An 18,818-nucleotide genomic window follows, 5' to 3' on the forward strand; every position below is an offset into this window, starting at 1 on the left:
TTACTAACTCACCACTTCAAATGGAATTGACATCACGGCTAACTTCGTAGTATCAACCCCACGTTCTCCATCAGGAAGTTGGATATTCTCAGCATTAGTTGCACTGCGAGTGCTTCTATCTAAGTCATCGAGTAAATTATTAGTTAAGCCGAAAAATTCGTCTCCGGTTGCTGATAGGGCGCTGCGTTTACCAGCTTGTCCTTGGGCATCTGCGATCGCTTGGAGTTTATCGAGTAGATCCCGTAATGGTGTTGTGCTAGCGATGACAAGTATTTCGGAAAAACCGAGTGGTTTACCAATATTGATCTTCGTTTTGGTATGTTCGGGTTTGGGAATTAATACTTTACGTCCAGCTTCTATCGATGCAGCTAATATGGGTTCTTCTGACCAATCATAGGGGAAGAGAATTCCCATGTCTCCGGCGCTGTCGATGCCTAAAATACTGACATAGAGAGGTACTGATTCTTTATTATGAACCTGAAAGGTAATTTTTGTGTCCAAGGGTAATTTTGGTATACCTGAATCGGAAATATTTACTGGTTTGGTTGGTGTTGATTGGTTTCCAGTTCCATTATTTAGCTTGGCACCACGAGGAGTAAAAGTTTCAGCCAGGGGTTCTTGAGTCCCAGCAATATTCATGGAAACAGAAATATCGATTTTTGATGTATTTTTATTACCAAGAAGATTTTTAACCATTCTCGTAGCCCAGAATGATCTCAGTTTTGGTTGTAAACGTTTAACTGCGGCATTTACTGTTTCTCCAGAATCGCCGAAGGAGTTAACAATAATTGTATCTAGGGTAGGTGTAAATAAGCCAAAGCTATCCACGGGAGGTAAATTTGGTATGCGTTGTTTTTGTAATTCCTGATATTTGGTTTTAGTCATACGAGCAAATATATATTGCACTTCTTTTTGTCGCAGAGGGAAGGCTTCGATACTGGGTATCACTTCTAGTAATTGTTTCGCTTGGGTAATAGTATTGCTGTCGAGAGAACTGTCATCAAGTCCGATTTTTAAAGTGATATTTTTGGGGATAGTACGGATACGTTCTTGTAAAAGAGTTCCTGCTGCTAATGGGGTTTGTGTACGTGTGTTTTCGAGTAATTTACCTGTAGCAGATAATCCCTGACGGGATTCAATTTGTAATTGTCCCCGTGGTTCTCCTTTTTCATCGACGGCTGTTAATATTGCGCTTTTGTTAAAACCTTCTAGACTTTGGGGTTCGATTCCACCCAACCATAAATTTACTTGGTTGCCATTCACACCCGTGATTACTGCTTCTGCGGGTATTGGTTTTGGTGGTAAAAAGTATAACGGGGATTTGGGGTTTTTAATATTGGTTTCTATTTCTGCTTCTTGAAAACCGCCTGTGTTAAATGCCATGTCGAGAGCATTTTTCCTAGTGTTAGCAAAAGTTCTGTCAAAAGCTTCATTTCGATTTAGTTGCCACAAATATTGAGTTAAGGCATAAGTAAAAGCTCCAGCGCTAAAGTCACTAAATTGACCATCTATAGCAAATTGATCCCGTTTGGCAGCTGTAATTACAATGCCTTTAGCAACATTTTGGCGGCGTTTGTTGATAAATTCTTCTCGTGAAAGTTTGGTTTCTTTCAACAATCTTTGCTGTTCCTCAGATTCTGCATCACTGGGTAAGAAATCACTGCCACCATCGCGGGAACGAACAGCAAAATTTCCCCGTTTTGTCCCCCCTGAGTGACAGGAATCTAAGACTACGGTGACGTTTTCGGTTTGCAACGCATACATGAGTAAAAACAGGGTGTGTCCCATAATATCTTGTACGACACCACCATTTGGAGGCAAAGAACTATCAACGGGGACGATTGTGCCATTCAGTCCATCAGGCATATCTTTTTGTTCATCCTTTACCCGTGAACCATGTCCAGAAAAGTGGAATATGACAACATCACCAGGTTTAGCTTGTTTGATGAGATGTTCGTCCAATGCTTGTAGAATATTCTGGCGTGTGCCTTGTGCGTCGGTTAGGGTCAGAATATTTTTGGAATTAAAACCAAAGCGGTTGGTTAGTAATTCTTGCTGTAAGGAAACGTCGGTTACGCACCCTCCAAGAGGAGATATGCCATTTTTATAATCGTTAATTCCCACTAGTAATGCCAGTTTGCGGGGTGTATTTTGTGCTAAGGTTTTCGCATAACGTTCTCCTTGACGCATGATGTCTAACTGGCTGATACCCATTGTGGCTAAAGCGGAACCGGCGAATTGGATAAATTGACGACGTTTGATGTAGGACATGGTGATTTTGGATTGTTTTGTGATTTGTATTTCTGGGATGTGGGAGGATATGCCAGTTTTGACCTCTTTTCTTCTCTCGTTACAAGGCTCCGACTTGTAACGTCTTTCCGGAGGCTCTGCCTTTGAATCGAAGCAGAGCCTCGCTAATCCCGTTCCCAGGCAAAGCCTAGGGACGAGAAGGGATATCTGCGGTTAGGTTATTCAGATTCACCAATGAGGGTAAAAGCTGCCCATTGTGATGGGCTTGAATATTTTTTCTTGGTGTCGAGCATGGCTTTTCTTAAAGCTGTGGCTTTGTCCATTTTTTGTTGCAAATTTTGATAAAACTCAGTCATTAAAAATGCGGTTGAACCATCATCAACTGACCAGAGGGAGACGATGACACTGGGTACTCCTGCACTGATAAAAGAGCGAGATAAACCGATAACACCATCCCCTGTAATCTTTCCTCTACCTGTATCGCAAGCGCTGATTACTACTAAATTTGCTTTGAGTTCCAAACCGAAAATTTCTTCTGCGGTGAGGAGTCCATCGCGTCTTTGCTCTTCTTTGCTGAGAGGGGATGAGAGGGAGTTAGGATTTTCTGGTGTTAGAGCAATGGAACTATCTAAACCGCGAATATCATCAAATAATCCGTGGGTGGCAAAGTGAATAATTTGTGCTTGGGGCAAGCGTTGGACTACGGTCGATTCTGTGGCTTGTTTGCCAATTAAGGGTTGAATTTTAAATAAATTAGCAATGCCTTTTGCTTCTTTTTCTGCCCCAGCTAAAGGTGGCAATTGTTGCGGTGTGTCGCCAATTTTTATTGGAACTTTCGGCATAATGGGATTACCCACAATCAGCATCTTATTATTCTGGATGGGTTGGTTTCCAAGTTTTTGATATTGTTTTTTAGTTAAATCTAAAACTTGAATTGATGGAGATGTGAGGATGGTATGATTGTCAATCAGGTATTTGCCGTTTTTGTCTTGCAATGCAGGAAAGGGAACTAGAAATAATGAGCTTTGAGGGATGAATACTACTTTGTCGGTTTCTTTTTTGGGCAATAGGTCAGCAATAGGTGAGATTAATATTTCGTGGAGTTTTTGTAAGCGTTTTTTCTGGGTTTCTGGATTTGGTGGAGGTGGGTTCTCCATTTTTGCACCTCTGACACCAATTGATTGACGGCTGGTTTTAACTAATTTCTTTAAATTGGTATTTTCTTTTTGCCATAGGGGTTTGAGGTCGGCTTTGCGGAAGATGACTTCACCTGTGGGTTTGATGACCCAGATATATAGTTCTGATTCTTTTATTTCTCGTTTGCCATTAATTTTGAACTCATCATAAATAATTGAATATTGAATGAGGGTAGAATTTTGTGCTTTAGCAATTTGCTTAATCTCCCTAATATTTGATGGCTTAGGAGATTCTTCTTGAAAGTTAGCAGATAAGCGGGAAGCAAGTAGTTCGACAAATGCTCTTCCCCTTCCGCGTTCGGATATTTCTAAAGCAGCATCGGTTTTATTTTGGGCAATGAAGACTTGTTGTAAAGTGCGATAGGTCCTGCTTTGGGTATCGAAAAATGAGACTTTCTCACTATCCTTTAATCCTTTACCCCGCAGAGATTCGTAAACTTTTATGCCTTCCATTAGGATACTTTCAGCTAAAGTTAGTTTTCCTTGTTTGTAGTAGGCAATTCCCAGATTGTTTAGTAATTGACCCTCACCTTGACGGTCTTTAATTTCCCGTGCGATCACCAAGCTTTGTTGATGGTAGTCAATCCCTTTGGGGTAATCTCCCAAAGAAAAGTAGGCAACACCGAGATTCAACAGTGCTAGACCCTCACCTTTACGGTCTTTAATTTCCCGTGCGATCACCAACCTTTGTTGATGGTAGTCAATCGCTTTGGGGTAGTCTCCCAAAAAACGGTAGGCAACACCGAGATTTCCCAGGGCATAACCCTCACCTCGACGGTCTTTAATTTCCCGTGCGATCGCCAAGCTTTGTTGATGGTAGTCAATCGCTTTGGGGTAATCTCCCAAGGAACCGTAGGCATTACCGAGTTTTCCCAGGGCATTACCCTCACCTTTACGGTCTTTAATTTCCCGTGTGATCGCCAAGCTTTGTTGATGGTAGTCAATCGCTTTGGGGTAATCTCCCAAAAAAAAGTAAGCAAATCCCAAATTGTTCAGTGATTGACCCTTACCTTGACGGTCTTTAATTTCCCGTGCAATCGCCAACCTTTGTTGATGGTAGTCAATCGCTTTGGGGTAGTCTCCCAAGGAACCGTAGGCATTACCGAGATTTCCCAGGGCATAACCCTCACCTAAACGGTCTTTAATTTCCCGTGCGATCGCCAACCTTTGTTGATGGTAGTCCATCGCTTTAGGGTAGTCTCCCCAATATAAGTAGGCAACACCGAGATTTCCCAGTGATTGACCCTCACCTAAACGGTCTTTAATTTCGCGGTAGATTTGTAGTGCTTGTTGCCAAGACTGCAATGCTACTGTAAATTGACTGGTTTCAAACTGCTGAATACCTTGTTGCAACAATCTATCAGCTTCCGCTTTCCGTGAATCCACCGTCTGCGCCAAAACCCGCGATTCAGTAAACACCATCGACAAACTAGAACCCAACGAAGTCGAAAAAATAGCCAACAGACAAACCAACACACCTAACCCAATCTTACAGGAACGCATAGCCATACCCCTCACCACTACAACAAACCAACTAACGTAAAACCAGCCCAATCGCGAGGATTTGGATACTTTTTCATCGTTTCCAGCATCGCTTGACGTAACGCACCCGCTTTATCCGTATTTCTGCTTAAATTACCATAAAAATCAGTAATCAGAAATGCAGTTGCCATATCATCAACTGCCCACAGTGAACCAATGACGCTATCTGCACCAGCTGCTAAAAAAGCACGGGAAAGCCCAATGACACCATCACCTGTGATACGTCCTAAAGCTGTATCGCAACCAGTCAACACAACTAAATCGGCTTTGAGCTTCATATCCTGGATTTCTTCAGTTCTCAACCAACCATCATCTCGTTCCGAAGTAGCAAGGGCAATTGCATCAGGAGAGTTTCCTTTCTGACAATCATTAGAAAAAGCATTGGCTGCTAAGTGAATTATTTTGGCTTGGGGCATTTTTTCCACAATTACAGTTTCTGTGGCAGCATCACCTATGAGTGCTGGTGCTTTAAATATTTGGGCAATTTCCTTTGCTTCTTTCTCTGTACCCGGTAATGGTTGTGATTTACAGGCTTCCCCTCCTGGTTTTAGAGGTGTTTTTGGTGCGGTAGGATTACCTACTATTAATAATTCATCAGCCGTGATATTTTTGGCGACGAAAGGTTGTTCACCCTGACGTTTAATTTTTCTTTGGTAAAGTAAATCTAATGCCTGAATTGATGGTGCAGTGGAGATTGTATATTTTTCAATCAAATATTTGCCATTTGCGTCTTTTAATGCAGCAAAGGGAACAGTGAACAATTCACCTTGAGGAATAAAAATAACTTTTTCATCGGGTTTTTGTGGGAGTAAATTAGCGATGGGTTCTATTAAGACTTGATGCAATTTTTGTAAATCTGGTAATGAGTTATTTTCCTTTGGATTAGCTTCAAATTTAGCTCCTTTTGTACCTGCACTTCTAGCACTCAACCTGCGTCGTTCTCTTCTAAATAAGCTGAGAAATGAACTCTTTTCTATTTTCCCCCAAGCTTTTAAGTCAACTTTGCGAAATTCTACTTCACCAGTAGGTTTAACGACCCAAATATATAGTTCTGATTCTTGAGTTTGGGGTTTACCATCAACGATGGATTCATTCGAGATGATTGAATACTGTACAAGTGTGGCGTTTAGTTGTTTTGCTGTTTTGACAAGTGATGATTTATTCGGTTGTTGAACTGGAGAATTATCTTTGTTACCTGCTATTGTCTCTAACTGATTTGCTGATTTCTCCGACGCGATCGCGTGATTAATTGGGGATGATGTTATCGCAGTAATACTGATAGTTATTGCCGAGATAACTATCTTTAAAAGATATTTGGAATTTGGCATGACTGTGAGAATAGTTAAGGTTGGGAGATTGGGAAGATATTTTGTCATGCTACAGATTCCCAACTTTTGAAAAAATCAGGAATCTGGGCTTAGTATTTGCACTAACTAATTTGTTTTAGCAGGTCGAGCGCCATTTTCGCACTTTCAGGCTTATTTTGCTTTTTATAGAGTTCCGCAGCTTGTTTTAAATCTGCGATCGCTCCCTGTTTATTACCTGAATAACCTTGAGCAATTCCTCGCCAGAAATAAGCATGGGCAAAGTCTGATTCTAGTTTGATTGTTTGATTAAAATCTGCTATTGATTGTTCGTATTCTTTTAAGTGGACGCGAGCGAAACCTCTTCCAAAGTATGAGTAATGGGAATTTGGCTCGATGCGAATTGCGTGGTTAAAGTCATCAACTGCTGGCTGGTATTTTTCTAGCTGGGTGTATGCTATACCTCGCAGTATATAAGCTCCATAATTATTCTTATCTTGCTGTAAAACCTGGTTGCAATTTCCAATTACTTTGTCATAATCATCCTTTTCTAGGTACTCTGCTGCCTGATTTAGTAATGTCTCGATATTGTTGCTATTTCCAGGGTTAGAGTTAGGTGTAGATTGGGGTCTAATTGAGGGTAATTGTAGTTGTGGCTTAAGTTGAGTTTGGGCTTCAGCAACAAGAATTGGTGCGGATTGATTGAGGTTTTCTGCGAATACTTTGGGACTGGAGACAATTGCACCTAATACAGCCATGCCAAGTGCTAATGTGATTTTTTTCATTTTTCTAATTCCTGAATGATTGATGATTGTTGAGTGGTGTTTGGGAAAGAAAAATAGATACGTTCGGCAGAGTGAATTACAATTGTTTTTCCGTTCTGGAAGTATCTTTTGCTTTCTTGGTTGTATGTATTTCTGGGGGAAAGGAGGATATGCCAAAATTTTGCAGTTCGGTGAAATATTTTTTTGAATCCCCGTTTATTCTGCGTTGCCAATGAGGGTGAAAGCTCCCCAGTGTATGGGATGGGGATGTTTTTTCATTGTGCTTAACATTGCTTGACGTAGGGCTTTGGCTTTGTCAGGATTTTGCTGTAGTTGGCTGTAAAATTCCACCATTAAATCTGAGGTGGAACTATCATCAACTGCCCACAGGGAAACGATGACACTCTCTGCTCCCGCAGTCAGCAAGGAACGGGATAATCCCACGACTCCATCACCTGTGATTTCCCCTCCACCTGTATCGCAAGCACTTAAAACTACTAAGTCTGCTTTCAAATTTAAGTTAATTATTTCGGTTGTTTTGAGCAATCCTTCGTTGACACCAGGAGTATCGGGAGCAAGTGCGATCGCACCTGGTATTCTTTCCCCAAAGCCATAAAGTAACCCATGTGTGGCTAAATGAATTATTTTGGCAGTTGATATTTTCTGTAGTACGGCAGATTTTGTTGCTTGTTTACCAATAAGAGGTTGAGTGTTGAGAATGGGAGCTATTTTGTTCGCTTCTTTTTCCGTACCGGGTAAAGGACGTTGTTGTATGGGGGGAATCCCTGTAATTGGCATATTTGGGTTCCCTACCAGTAATGTATCTCCCGGTTGCAGAGATGCAATATTTAATGTTTCTGTGTTTTTACGGGTGTAGTCTAATACCTGAATTGCTGGAGCAGTGAGGATGGTATGCTTTTCAATCAGGTATTTGTTGTTTGCATCCTTGAGCGCTGGGAAGGGGACGAGAAATAGGGATTCATGGGGGATAAAAATTACGCGATCGCTCGGATTTTTGGGGAGATGGTTGGCGATCGGTGTAATTAGGAGTTCGTGGAGTTGTTGTAAGCGTTTCTTTTGATTTTCTGGACTTGGTAGGGGTGGGTTTTTAATTTCAGCACCACGTTGTTTTATAACACCGATAGATTGACGACTGGTTTCTACTAAATTTTTTAGAGGTGTTTTGAGGGATTTTAAATCTACTTGTTTGAAGACGATTTCTCCTTTGGGTTTAATTACCCAAATGTAGAGTTCTGAGTCGTTGATTAGGGAATATTCGACAAGCGTGGCTTTTTGTTGTTGAGCTATTTTTGTTATTTGAGTGATGGATGGAATTGTGTTAATCGATTCTTGATTTTTGGCTGATTTTGATGTCAATAAATCTATAAAAGCTCTTGCTCTACCGCGCTCGGATATTTCTAATGCTTGTTCTGTTTTATTTTGCGCGATTAAGGCTAATTGTAAATTACCGTAGGTTAAAGCTTGTTCTTCAAATATTGATATTTTTTGGTCATCTTTTAGTGTAGCCCGTAATGACTCCAAAATTTTAATAGCATAGAAAAGGGGTTTTTCAGCTTCAGAGTATTTACCTTGAGAAATATAAGCTGCTCCAATATTATTGAGATACGTGCCTTCTCCACCTTTATCACCATTTTTTTGAGCGATTAATAATGCTTTTTGATGATACTCTAATGCTTTTTTGTGCTGTCCCTGACGACCGTAAACTCCTCCTATCCCATTGAATATTCTAGCCTCATTCTCTTTATCACCAATTTTTTGAGCAATGACCAATGCTTTTTTAAAATTGTTTAATCCTTTTTGATACTCTTGAAAGTTGTAGTATAGCATTCCAATACTATAGAACGTATAACCCTCATGAGATGTGTCTCCAATTTGTTGAGAAATCGATAAACCTTTCTGAAGGTTATCTAAAGCGGCTTGTTTTTTACCCTGTTTAGAATAAGCTTCTCCAATACTTGTGTAAGTTCTACCTTCACCAGCTTTATCATTTATATTTTTCTGAATTTCTAAAACTTTTTGAAGTAATTCTAAAGATTGTTGATACTGCCCTATGTTAAAATATAGCAATCCTATATTAGCAAGTGTTCTAGCTTCATGCGTTTTGTTACCTAGTTGCTGAAGAAGAATTAATGATTGCTGATAATTCTCTAAAGCTTTTTGGTAGTCCCCCATACGACGGTACACTTCTCCAATATTATTCAAGCTTGTAGCTTTACCATCGGCGAGTTTAGTTTTTTCAAAAATATTTAAAGCTTGTTGATAATGACTTAAAGCATTTTGATACTCACCTATTTCCTCGTAACAAGTTCCAATTCCATTGAGAGTTAAACCTTCAAAGTTTTTATCTACATAATTTCTAAAAATCACTAATGCTTGCTGTAAAACTTCTAAGGCTTCTCTATACTTACCTTGATTCTTGTAAACTCCTCCAATATTATGAAGAGTAAGCCCTTCAAATGGTTTGTCTCCTGTGTTTCTGAAAATAACTAGTGCTTGCTGAAAACTTTCTAAAGCTTCTTGATATTTAGCCTGCTGTAATAGCTGAAGACCTTGGATATTAAGTGTTCTTGCCTCATCTTTAAGTTGTTCCTCTGTTTTCCCTTGTGCCACTAATATAGTGCTAACCTTAATATTTGCTTCCCTCATCTGCGAAGATGCTAAACCTACGGGAAATATCAGCGAAAGCAACACAGTAACAAATGTAGCCCGATAAACAAATATTGATAACTTATTTTTGGCTTTATAAACCCTATTACCTCTGTGATTAAAGCAATTCAGACTTTTACGCATTTCTTCAGCCCTTTAAATCTTTCAGTAATTACTCGTATTTCTCAACCACCAGAGGTTATGCTTTTTTCGCATTCAAAAAAGTGTAATTGTGATGCAAGCATCTTTTTCCTTACTCAAAAACGCTTGCACTACAGATTTTTACTGTCCAGATGCATCAAGAATCACACAAATCTTTCACAATCTCTTCCCGCATTTTGACTAAATCCGGTGAAGGCTTCTCCACTGAATAAGCTTGCTGCAAAGCATCTGACCATAATGGCGTTTCTTGTTCTAAAAAATACTTCGCTTTTGCAAACGCTATCCCCTCAGCGCTTGTTCCCTTAGCTTTTTCTTGCTGCTCCAATTGCTGTAAATAATTGGTTATGCGCTGTCTTTGCTGGGGTTCCATGATTTTAAAGCGGATATTTCCTGTCCAAGAGTTCTCAATTGCTACTGACCAATTGTATTGTTGACCGGGAAACAATGGTTTACCCGTATAATTCGCATAAAGTTGTCCTGTTTGGATATTGTCAGTTGCACTCGCATTGGGAATACCCTGGGAAAGTCCGACTTTTCTAAGATTCCCCTGCCAAATTATAAACGGGCGATCGCTCCAAATTATCTCACCACGATCTGGTGCAGCAATACAAACACCATTTATGGTTGGACGCGATCCACCTCTACCCCTTCTATGTGGAGATTTTATCCTAAAAATATTCAACCAAGAAAAAGACGGTTGTGCTGGACGCTTTTCTGCATGGGATACTTGATTTGGGAAAACGGGGATAAATGTAGCAGTCATCGCAGATATCAATAAGCTAGATAAAATAAATTTGTAATTATTCATGATTTTTTCTCCGTAAAAAAGCTGATGTGAAATATGTCCAAACAGTAGCAGATGGTAAAAAGCAAGGTAAGAGAATTGCTAGGGATGATATATATATTTCCAAACTAATAATTCCATAAACGACCGTTAGTAAAGAAAGTAACATCAACCATTGCCAACGATACCGGGGATGTTTGCGTAATAAAAAGTAGAGATATTTCCCCATCAAGACAGCAATCCCCAATATCCAAACATCGGGAATAGGTATAACCAATCTCTGCGTGAGAAAATGATGCACCATATATGCATGAACTTCTCCACCAGGTATGATTTTGCTATTGTTTCCCTGTTGCAGTCGCCAAAAATCTAGTGCTGGTGGTACATCAAAATTATCTTCTTTATCCATCGACATTCCCGCTTCATCATATCCCCCTGGTGCGATAATAACTACTTGTTTTTGTAGGTTCGCTAAGGGTAGATTTTTACTATCTTGCTCTAACAATTTCCACGCAGGGACGGATTCATATATTTGATTGGGAGGGATGGAAAAATCAATAATCGGATGCAGCCAAGTTTGGGCAATGATAGCACTATAATAGGTGATTGGTTGCAACCGAGAACGAGGTGAATTCAAAATATTATTCTCTAGGGTATTCTGTTTATTCTGGTTCAGATAATTATTTAACTGCTGCCAAAAATTGCTTTGACTATCTAGTTTCGGTTGGGGAATTTGGAAATTATTTTTACTATCTTTCCTAGAATAATCGATAAAAGATTGTAATTGATGCGATAAAGCTAATATACCTGCAAAAGGGAAAGGTTTTGAATTATTCCCCGATGATGGTAACAGTGTCAAATAACAAGGTCTACGCTGTACATTATGACACAATAATATTTCTATTTCACCATCTAAACTCCAATTTGAGCTAGCAATATCTGGTATCACAGTTTGCCAAACTCCAGCATTAGATTCTTCTCCTGCGAATATAAACCAAGTTGGATTAGGTGATGTATTAACCCCTTTTTTGATTGCTTGAGCTAAGATTTTATCGTTTGCTGGTTGGTGTCGATCTAATACAAAGTCAATACCGATTATTTTTGCATTTCTATCTGTTAGTTGATTGACTAAACTTGCGATATATTCGCGGTTCATCGGTCTAGGATTACTAATTTTGCCTTTAGATTTTTTAATTGATTCGTCGTCTATTTTTATGAGTAATACGGGAGGAACCTCTTGCTGGTAAAACTTTCCTGTGAGTTGACGATAGAGAGCTTGTACCCATAATCTGTGTCCTAATAAGTGATTTTGGATAGAAATTTGTAAGCTAATTAATAATAAAGCTGTAAGTGCGATCGCTTCTTTGCGAGCAGGAATAATTTTTTGGAGCCTTTGTTTAATTCCAAATGGTTCAACCTTAAATAAAGGTGCTTCGGGATGACGAAATAAAGAAGGGATTAAATAAGCACTGGGATATGTCAGATTTTTCTCTGTTTTTAGATATTGTGAGGATAACAATAAAGCTTCGTGAACATCTTTAAATTCCGCTAAAGCTTGTAAAAAGTGTAGTAAAAATTCTCCTGCTACCGCATTATGAACTGGTTCACGCATCACAGCAACTTGACTTAAACCCAAGTCAATAAGAGAGTTAGCAATATTCAAACCATTGCAGGAGTTGAAAATTGCAAATTGTAAACCACGCTTTATTGCAATACTTAAGAATGGTGCAATTTCACTAATGGATAAAGTGGCGTTTTTAGCAATACTAATTTCTCCTCCTGTGATATTATTTTCATTACTGTGTCCAGCAAAAAACAAGATATCCCAGCCTGATTCTGAGGTAAGAGCCTCTTTAATTTTAGTTTTTAAATCTGGAATACTTGCTTCTGACTGCAATCCGACAAATTTGACATCAATTATATTTTTAAATTGACGCATTGCTTCCTTCTCAGCTTGAAAATCCAAGCCAGTTTCATCTCCTAAAATTGCTAATACTCTCACTTTACGAGTAAGTCGATGATTTTTCTGTGCAAATCCTTGATGAATATTTATTGGTGTACGAACAATGCGAACTTTGCCAGAAGAAAGTGCAAATTCTGTACCAATTTCCCACGATTCCCAAGGAAAGCGTTCTAAATCTATGGTGTTACAAGTAACAAAAAGATTTGTGACTTCTGGAAATTGAGAAGAGGGTTCTATCTTTTCTTTTTCTACTGCTACATTAGCCAAAGCCATACGAATTTCATATAATTCTCCACAACGCAACCATTTATGAAATTCCAACAAAAATTTAGCTTCAGCTTGAACTAATTTTCCGTGCCAATCAGTCGGAGGAGTAGCAAGAACACCACTATCTGCTATCCGACCACGTACTGATTGTGCTTTGTAATTTTTGTAATAATTTAGATAGGAACGTTGCCAATCTTGATAGAATATGGTGATATTTTGAGGATAGGGAATTGTCACATTTAGCTGCTGTCCTTTTCCCCAAGAGAGTTGAAATAAACAAAGTTTTTCGATGTGTTGAACTTTGAGATAAAAGTTGCTCATTTGTGGTTGCTGATTGGTAGTGCGTTATTTATTAGTAAGGAGAGATGCAATTAATTACATCTCTGATGTTGTTTATAAACCGTTACCAATTAAAATAAATGGTGCCCAGTAGTAGGGGTGAGAGTAGCTACTTTTTCGCTGCTCATTTCTGGGTAATGCTTCTTCTTCTCTGTCTACATAAGCACCACGTTTATCACCATTTTCTACCGTATAATTATTACCTTTGAGCATACTTAATTGTGCTTGACGCAATGCTTGAGATTTTGTCATTTTGCCAGTAGCTAAGTTTTTATAAAAATCTTGCATTAGTTTAGCCGTACTGGGGTCATCCACCTTCCACAGAGAAGCCATTACTGATTTCGCACCTCTTTTCAAAAAATAATTAGCAAAAGCATTAATCTCTATACCTTCTTGATTAGGACTAGAAAGTGCTGTTTGACAAGCAGAAAGTACAACAAGATGGATATATTTTAAATCAACCAAAGTTTGAATCCGAATTGGATTCAATAAAGTTTTATCCCCTAAAAGTATGTAAGATTGTTGTGAACTATTAGGGTCAAATACACCATGAGTCGCCAAATGCAAAACATTGTTATCTTTCAGATTATTTTGCATTATAGAGAAATTAAATTGAGAGTTTAAGAAAGTTTTTCCATTATAAATGCCTTGTTGATCGCTAGAATCATTTTGTTCTTTGACAATAAAATCTAATTCTTTGGGTACACTCTTTAAGCCATTAAAAGCAGGTATTATACCATTTTGAGGTACAGAATCAGAGAGTCCCATTCCTAATATATTCGTATCTCCAGTGCTTAGGGATGGCGACGGTTTAGTCGTATTTGTTAAATCTGCGGAAGGTGCAACATAAATAGAATATTTTTCGATCAGGTATTGATTTCCATCAAATAATGCACTTGTGGGAATATAACGTGTCACCCTATCCAAAGCAAAAACCAAATTTTCTACAGGGTTAGCGTTTAATTCTTTTTCTATTGGTTTAATAAGCCAGCCATAAAGCTTTTTACTTGCTGCTTTTACCTTAGTAATATCTTCACCACCGCAGTAAGCTAATTTTTCACATTTTTCCATCAAACTGCGAAATTCTTTTACTGCATTTCCTAATTCTACACGCCCAACCGGAACAGTAACTGTTTTTACGACACCTTTTTTGCCATACAACTGTATATGTAATTCTCGTTCTCCCACTAATGGATAAATCATTACAGTGTTGGGACTAGCTTCAACGATTTCTCCAATTTTTCCTAAGATTGTAGGGTCAAAGAAAATATCATCTTTATGACGGTTATCACTTATTAACTTATTAAGCCCTTCCAACTGCTGTATATATTGTGTAATTACCTCACTTCGCTTCTGTGTTAATTGGCTACATTTTTGACTATTTGTTGGTTTACATTCAGTAATTTGATATCCCAAAGCGATAATAGAATCGTTTAAGGCTGGAACTTTCCTTTCTGTTTCCGTGAGGGGAATTTGTGGTTTTTCAGTAGAATCACTTCGAGTATTTGTAGACTCACTAATTTCCTGTCTTCTTAATAAATCTTGCACGTATAACGCTTCTTTATCTTTTCCCTGCTTAATTAATAACTCTGCCAGTTGACGATAAATATCTGAAACTTTGACTTTATCGAAATCAAATGTTGAATTTAAGAATGAGTTTTGTAATTCCTTGGGTAAACCTTCGATACCGCTACGAATTTCTTCAAGTCTATTCACAGATTTTTTATAGAATGTAATAGCAACATTAGGTTGATTTAAATTCTGATAAACCTGTGCTAATCCAGCATAAATACCTGCGTCTGCACCTTTGACTTGATTCTCTGTTTTAATTGCTAAAGCTTGTTGATAAGCAACTATTGCTTGTTCTGTTCTACCAAACTTGCGATGTATGTGTCCAATTAAAGCTAATCCAGTTTTTTCCCAAGCTGTATTTTTTACTTGCCTAGCAAACGCTAAATATATTTTTGCTGACTCTATAGCTTTTTGCTCATTTTCTAAATCAGCGTAACCAATACTCACTATTGAATTAGCAAGTGCTTCTAACCGAGGTTCTTTAATTTCCTGAAATATTTTTAATGCCTTTTGGGCTAAGTCTACAGATTTTTGCGATTCATTCTGCCTAAAATTAATTTGACTGAGAATTAATAAAGCAGTACCTTCAATTCGTCTATTTTTGAGTTGTTGAGCTATCGTCAATACTTGTTGGTAATACTCCTGGCTTCTTGTGTAGTCTCCTAAATTATGATAAATGTCTCCTAGAGTTGCTTGAGGTTCTAACATTAAAGGTGGACTTTTAATGTCTTGAGCAATTTTCAAACTTTGTTGTGTTAATTCCAAGGCTTTTTGATAATCATTGCGAGAGTTATAAATACTGCCTAATTTCGCTAGCCCCATTGATTCAAGAGCAGGATTTTTAAGCTCCCGTGCAATTGCTAAACCTTGTTCAACAAGTTCTGTACCTTTTTGATATTCACCAATACTGCTGTAAGAGTAGCCTAAAACAATCAGTATACCTGCTTCAACAGGAGGGTTTTTCAGTTGCTTTACTTGTGGCAAACGTGGCTCTGCTAATGCAATAAGTTTTTGATATTCTCCTAATGCTTCATAGAGAGTCGCAAGTTCACCAACTGCCGCTATTTCTCCTGCAAAAAACTTATTGTTAGGTGTTATTTCCAAAGCTTTTTCTAGAGCAGTAACACCCTGTTGATACTCTCCGCGCAGTTTATGGGACTTGCCCATATACATTAAACCAAGTATTTCATAATTGGGATTGTTTTGTTGTTTAGCTATAGTTAATATTTGTTGGGCTGCTTCTACAGCTTTAGATGTATCTCCTACGGATAAGTAACTTTCACTTAATGCACCTAAAGCAGTTACTTCAGATCCAAGATTCTTTTGCTGTGTGATAGCTACAACTTGCTGTGCTGTAGATAGAGCTTTTTGAAATTCACCCTGATCATGATAAACATTTACAAAAATTACTAAAGCATCACGCTCTAGACGAGGGTTTTCTAAACGTTTGGCAATATTTAATAATTGCTGTGCTGCTTCTAGAGCATTACTAAAATCACCAAGCTCATTATAATTATCGCCTAATTGTTGTAGTGCCTGTGCTTCTATTCTTGGTTCTTGAATTTGTCGTGCAATTTTTAAGGCTTTTTGTGCAGCATCAATGCTTTTGAGCTTATCTCTAAAAGAATTGCTATATAAAGCAGCTAAATTCAGTAGTGCTGCTGCTTCAAACTTTAGTTTGCCGAAGCTTTGGGCTGTTTTTAGCTGTTGATTAGCAAACTCTAATGCTTTATCAAGTTGTCCCATATTCTCGTAACTACTACTTAATCCATCTATAGCAAAGAGTTGCACTTCTTGGGCATTCTCTTGTAGATATGAAGGTAGTTTACTAATTTCAATTTTCTGTGCTATCGCTAAAGCTTCCTGATTGGTTTCAAGTTGTTGTTGATGTTTACCTGCAATTGCATAATCAGAAGCAAGGGTAACTAGTGCATAAGCTAAACCTAATAAGTCCTTTTGTTCTCTTTTAATCGCAACTTGTCTCTCTAAAACTTCAATTTTTTTGATAGTATTACCCTGAGAAGCATAAATTTGAGCAAGGTTATTGAGGGCACTATTTTCCAGTTCCCTATCTTTTATATCTCGTGCAATTTTGACAGCTTGCTGTGAGAATTCTAGCGCCTTCTGATTATCTCCCAAAATTAAGTAGCTTTGACCTAATGCATATAAACATGTGGCTTCTTCGGCTTCTTGCTTGAGTTCTTTAGCAAGGTTTAAGGCTTCCTCTGCAAACTCAATACGACGTGGCAATCCTGCTTTCGCTTGAGCAATTAAGCCTCTGGTGTAGAAATTAACAGCTTTTGAACCATAGTGTGAAGATACTAATAATAGACTTTTTAAAATAGCGGGCTTATCTTTGATTTCTCTTTGTATCTTTAATGCTTGTTGATAGTATTCTATGGATTTTTCTTTATTATCTTGGAAGCTATAAGCCGACCCAATACCAATGAGTATATTTGCTGTGAGTCCCTGATTTTTTGCTTCTTGGGCAACTGGTAAAGCTTGTTGGTAAGCTGCTATAGCTTGGTCATACTGCTGTAAATTTAAGTAACTATCACCAATGCTGTCGAGAATCTGTGCTTCTAGTGATTTATTGCTAATTTCTCTGGCAATAGGCAGTGCTTGTTGATAAAATTTTAAAGCTGAGTCATACTTCTTCTGGAGAAAGTAAGAAATTCCTATTTGATTAATAACTATACCTTCAAAATTAGTGTCACCTGCTTCTCTAGCAGCCATAACTGCTTGTTGATAAAACTCAATTGCTTGTTGATGTTGCTTTTTTCTGAAAAAACAATCTCCAATTGCCGCAATAATATTAGCTTTAAAATCCTTATCTTTTACTTCCGCCGCAAATGGCAATGCTTGCTGAAAAAACTCTAAAGCACGGTCATAGTTTTCTTGCTTAAAGTAAGTACTTCCTATCCATTTAAAAATATTACCTTGCAAGTGCTTATTATTTGATTTTTTAGCATTAGCTAATTCTTCCTGATAAAAAACTATATTCCGATCGTATTGTTTGAGATTGTTAAAAGCATCTCCTGTTGACGCTATAATACTTTCTTCTGCTGGGCTAATTCCTGCTTCTCGAATTAAAGGTAAAGCTTGTTGATAATACTGAATTGCTTGCTCGTATTTCTCTAGCTTAAAATACATTGTTCCTATCTGCTGTAAACTTCTACCCTCAACAGCACGGTTTCCTACCTCTCGGTTTACTGCTAGTGACTTGTTGTACCATTCCAAAGCGCGAGGATAATCATCTGCATTCCAATAAACTTGCGCTATTCTAAATAAGGTCAATCCTTCTTGAAACTTGTCTTTTAGTTCTTGGTGTAGCGCTAATGCTTCCTGTAAAAGTTTTAAACCTTGTTCTTGCTTTTTCAAGAAAACATAAGTAAATCCCATTTTACTAAGAGTCGCTGCTTCCCCATTTCTATCTTTTACCTCACGGCGAATTGCTAAGGCTTGTTGTAAAGTTTCGAGCGATTTTTCGTCTTTTTCCAGAATCAGGTAAACCACACCTAGAATATCTAGGGTTTCTCCCTCTCCAGCACGATCTTTAATTTCCCTACGAACTGTCAAAGCTTGTTGTAGAATTTCCAATGCTTTGTCGTTTTGCTGCAACCCGTTATAAACCTGCCCTATATTATTCAGCGTTTGCCCAATTCCCGCTTTATCCCCCAATTTTCGCCGAATCTCCAACACCCGTTGATAAGTCTGCAACGCTTTAGGATATTCCCCACGACGAAACTGCTGCACCCCATCCTGAAACAACTTATCAGCTTCCGCTTTCCCATCTGAACTAGCCGCAGTTTGTGCCAATGTATGCTTGACTACCACATCACTCGCTGCCAAACCAACACCACAAGTCAGTGAAAACACCAAACTAGCTAAAGCAAAACTCTTCAATCGGTTAGACATTGGTTACTCCTCTTTTATCGCTACATGCGATCGCATTGCTTGTTCAATTTCTTGTATTTCTGAGGGCAAACCAGGTTATGCCAAAATTTA

8 protein-coding genes are annotated in these 18,818 nt (G+C 38.3%); all 8 read right to left on the bottom strand.

Annotated features, from left to right (window positions below):
• Positions 1-3 precede the first annotated feature (3 nt).
• On the bottom strand, positions 4-2,271 hold the full coding sequence (locus tag CAL6303_RS10915; protein WP_015197909.1) for a caspase family protein: 2,268 nt from the start codon (positions 2,269-2,271) through the stop codon (positions 4-6).
• A gap of 197 nt (positions 2,272-2,468) precedes the next feature.
• Entirely contained in the window at positions 2,469-4,949 is a 2,481-nt protein-coding gene (locus tag CAL6303_RS10920) for a tetratricopeptide repeat protein (RefSeq protein WP_015197910.1), read from the bottom strand.
• A gap of 17 nt (positions 4,950-4,966) precedes the next feature.
• Positions 4,967-6,364, bottom strand: a complete 1,398-nt coding sequence (locus tag CAL6303_RS10925) for a CHAT domain-containing protein (protein ID WP_015197911.1) — start codon at positions 6,362-6,364, stop codon at positions 4,967-4,969.
• Between the two features lie 53 nt (positions 6,365-6,417).
• Positions 6,418-7,077 carry a tetratricopeptide repeat protein gene (locus tag CAL6303_RS10930; protein WP_015197912.1) on the bottom strand — a complete coding sequence of 220 codons (660 nt, stop codon included), beginning with the start codon at positions 7,075-7,077 and terminating at the stop codon, positions 6,418-6,420.
• A gap of 195 nt (positions 7,078-7,272) precedes the next feature.
• Positions 7,273-9,867: a CHAT domain-containing protein gene (locus tag CAL6303_RS10935; protein ID WP_015197913.1), complete on the bottom strand. Its 2,595-nt coding sequence runs from the start codon at positions 9,865-9,867 to the stop codon at positions 7,273-7,275.
• A 154-nt stretch (positions 9,868-10,021) separates the two neighbouring features.
• A complete protein-coding gene (locus CAL6303_RS10940) occupies positions 10,022-10,693 on the bottom strand; it encodes a hypothetical protein (protein WP_015197914.1) in 672 nt (223 codons plus the stop codon).
• A complete protein-coding gene (locus CAL6303_RS10945) occupies positions 10,686-13,220 on the bottom strand; it encodes a CHASE2 domain-containing protein (RefSeq protein WP_015197915.1) in 2,535 nt (844 codons plus the stop codon). Before CAL6303_RS10945 ends, CAL6303_RS10940 begins: the two co-directional genes overlap by 8 nt.
• A 72-nt stretch (positions 13,221-13,292) precedes the next feature.
• Positions 13,293-18,728 (bottom strand): tetratricopeptide repeat protein, encoded by a 5,436-nt coding sequence (locus tag CAL6303_RS10950; protein ID WP_015197916.1) that lies wholly within the window; start codon positions 18,726-18,728, stop codon positions 13,293-13,295.
• Positions 18,729-18,818 lie beyond the last annotated feature (90 nt).

Source organism: Calothrix sp. PCC 6303, from assembly GCF_000317435.1.
Lineage (GTDB): Bacteria > Cyanobacteriota > Cyanobacteriia > Cyanobacteriales > Nostocaceae > PCC-6303.